This is a genomic window from Bartonella sp. AP57NXGY, assembly GCF_042195805.1.
GTDB lineage: Bacteria > Pseudomonadota > Alphaproteobacteria > Rhizobiales > Rhizobiaceae > Bartonella.
In genome coordinates, this window is sequence record NZ_JBHIOZ010000139.1 from 1 (window position 1) to 3,310 (window position 3,310).

2 protein-coding genes and 2 pseudogenes are annotated in these 3,310 nt (G+C 36.4%); all 4 read right to left on the reverse strand.

The features are described 5' to 3' along the window. Positions 1–152 (reverse strand): annotated as a pseudogene (locus ACFIL8_RS08555) (hemagglutinin repeat-containing protein); the annotation flags it as partial. Positions 153–728: 576 nt separating this feature from the next. Then, positions 729–1,610: an outer membrane protein gene (locus ACFIL8_RS08560; RefSeq protein WP_375689445.1), complete on the reverse strand. Its 882-nt coding sequence runs from the start codon at positions 1,608–1,610 to the stop codon at positions 729–731. A 182-nt stretch (positions 1,611–1,792) separates the two neighbouring features. Continuing rightward, positions 1,793–2,587: pseudogene (locus ACFIL8_RS08565) on the reverse strand (outer membrane protein). A gap of 393 nt (positions 2,588–2,980) precedes the next feature. Next, on the reverse strand, positions 2,981–3,310 hold a 330-nt coding region (locus tag ACFIL8_RS08570; protein WP_375689447.1), incomplete at its 5' end, for an outer membrane protein.

The following is a 3,310-nucleotide window of genomic DNA, read 5'->3' on the forward strand; positions in this document are numbered from 1 at the left end:
ACATGAGATGTTTCACTCCCATTCTGATTGTCCATACTGTTGCGTGTGGCATCAATCGAAACATTCCTCTCAGCTTGTAAAGAAAGTTTATCCTTTGTTTGAACATCAGAGCCTAAAATATTCAAATCTTTTCCAGAGATAAGTGGGCTTGATGTACTTTGAAAAATATTTATTTAAAACAAATGTGTGAATACACAACAACAAGTGTATTCCGTTTAGGGCGTTCTGTTTTGCATGAGGAGTATGATCCCATTAAGAAATGCAATAAACAAAAACGTAAAGCTAAATTAAAAGAAGATGATAAAGTTGGAAACTAATTTTTCTCTTTGTAACTTTATATTCTTCCCCAATGAGGCTGTATTCCCGTTTCAGAACTTACTCTAACAGATATATGTAGTATGCTCGCTCTAATCTAGCATATAAAAGTAGACTAAAGTTCGTCACTGATTATGATCTTGTCCTATTTCTGAGATTAATTAAATACTTTTCACTTAAGCGTAAAATGATAGCCGTAATATAAGATTTTATGTAATAAGTAGTTATAAAATCGATGCATACTACTAATTCGCCTTTTATAATATAAAATTTTTTTAAAGCCTTATAATACACAATGATACCAATAAAAAATAAAAGAGATTAAGAGAAATAAAATAGAGAGCTAATAAAATAAAGGCCCCGTTAAACGAGGCCTTCGTATTTTTTGTGCTGATAATTTCATTTTTTCGAAATTAGAATTTGTAAGCGACACCTACACGGAAGTCATTGGTTTTGTAGTTGAATTCACGTGTATCGTTTGCGAATTTCTTTTTACCAAAATCGGAGTAACGGTATTCTGCACGTAAAAGAACGTTGTCTGTCATTGCAAAGTCAACTCCACCACCAATAGTGAAACCAACCATTGTCTTCGTGTCATCAGCCCAAGTACCACCAGTCAAATCTACATTTTGCTTAACTGGTGGGTTTTCCACCACATCAGCATTCTGCTCAACCTTAGCTCTCTCTCCTTTTCCTGCAACTAACTGAATGCCCTGTACCTGCGCATAGGCAATACCACCAGCAACATAAGGCATAATACGGTCAACAGCAGCAAAACCGATACGAACGCGTGTAGCACCAGACCATTTTTCTTTGTAACTGTGCTTTTCCGTTACCTTGTCGCCTTTTTCAAACTGTTGCTGACCTTTTAATTCAACCTTAGCTTTTTCAAGGGCATGATTAAAAAATGCCACATCTTCTTTAGTAAGAGTCAATTCACGGGCTGTTTTTGATTCTTCACGGTCTGCCCAAACTGCATCGGTTTCAACACCGAGAATGAGACCATTTCCAAGATCTACGTTAGATCCGGCATAAATCCCACCCATGAAACCAGAAGGACTAGGTGTGTTATCTTTTTTGACAAGTTCTTTATCTTCTCCTGGAATAGTTACTTTAGTTTTACTCGAAAAGTTACCAACTTGACCACCAAGATAAAAGCCTGTCCAAGAAAACGAAGGGGCTGCTGCGATAACTGCTGGGGCTGTTTCACGAGGGATCACCACGTCAGCAGCTTGTGCTGCAGAAGCTGAAATTAAAGCGGCAATAGAAGTTGCTATTAAAGATTTTGTATTCATAATTTTGCTCCTAAATTAACTATAAAACGACCTTACAAGATTATAAATAGAAAAGCTGTAGTAAAAATGTCACAATCACACAAATAAACCCCAGAAAAACAGTGTTTTGATCAAAGTCAAGATCTCTTGAAAATTTAATTTTTTATTAATACTTTTTATTCATAATTGCACTTTTGATGAGATTAGAACTTGTAAGCGACACCTACGTGAAAGTCATTGGTTGTGTAGCCTAGTTTAAGGTAATACTTTTTATATTCCTTCTTACCAAAGTCTGAGTAACGGTACTCCGCACGAAGCAGAACATGATCTGTCATCGCGAAATCTATACCACCACCAAGGGTGAAACCCTCCATCGTTTTTATTTTATCAAATACTGTAGTAGAAACTTCTTTACTTGGCTTACCCATTTGCCAATTTTTTTGTTCCTGAAACTTTACCAACACCCTGTATTTGCGCATAAGCAATACCATCAGCCACATAAGGCATAATACTGTCAGCGATGGAAAAACCAACACGAACCCGTGTTGCACCAGACCATTTTCGTTGAAACCAATGCAATACACTGCTGTATCACCCTTTTGAAACTTTTCATTTTCATCCAATGTGACACCAGCATCTTTAAATTCATCATTAAAATCATCAAATTCATCAATCGCAAGAATCTTTGAGACCGTCTTCGTCTCTCCTCAGTCTGCCCAGACTGCATCGGTTTCAACACCTAGGACATTTCTAAGATCTACGTTGAAACCTAAAATAAATACCACCTATGAAACCTGAAGGCTTAGGTAGTGCATCTTTATCTGAAGTTTTTTTCTTTTGTCTCTAAATCAAATACATAAACTTTGACTTGAAAAGTTGCCAACTTGACCACCAAGATAAAAACCTGTTTAAAAAAACGAAAGAGCTATGATAACTGTTGGAGCTTTTTTACGAGGAATGACAATATCAGCAGCTTGTGCCGCAGAAGCTGTAGTCATAGCGATAACAAAAGTTGTTACTGAAGATTTTATATTCGTAAACTTTGCTCCTCATTTATTTACGAGCACAGTATTATACGACTACAAAAAAAACGCTGTAGTAAAATGATACAATCATAGGAAACGAAAGCTGACGCAAGATAAAGTCATTTCATAACTTCACGTTTCACAAGAAATTGTAAGTTATGAATACGTATAATTCATTGATTTTACCGCGTAATTATTGCCTGTCGTTTATAAAAATCTTTTTAAGGAAATCTGAATAATATCTTTTACACCGCCAATAAATATGGAGTGTGTAATAATATAACAATAGAAAAATAACAGAGGCTCCGTCTTTAACAGAGCCTCATGACAATTTATTTTATCTTCATCATTTCGTTGTTGACGAAATTAGAATTTGTATGCAACACCTACACGGAAATCATTGGTTTTGTAAGCTATTTTATCCCCGTTCTTTACAAATGCTTTTTTACCAAAGTCTGAGTAACGGTATTCTGCACGCAACAGAACATTGTCTGTCATTGCAAAGTCAATACCACCACCTACAGTGAAACCAACCATCGTTTTCGTTTCATCAAACACTTTAGCAGAAGCGATTTCGGCACCATCAGCTCCTTCCGCCTTAAGAGAATCGACTATCTGGAGCTGCGTATAAGCAATACCACCAGCAACATAAGGCATAATGCGATCAACGGCTGCAAAACCAACACGAACGCGTGT

What these genes read in the sequence shown, in the direction of transcription:
- ACFIL8_RS08560 (WP_375689445.1), bottom strand. Translation starts at nt 1,610, where the DNA reads ATGAATACAAAATCTTTAATAGCAACTTCTATTGCCGCTTTAATTTCA.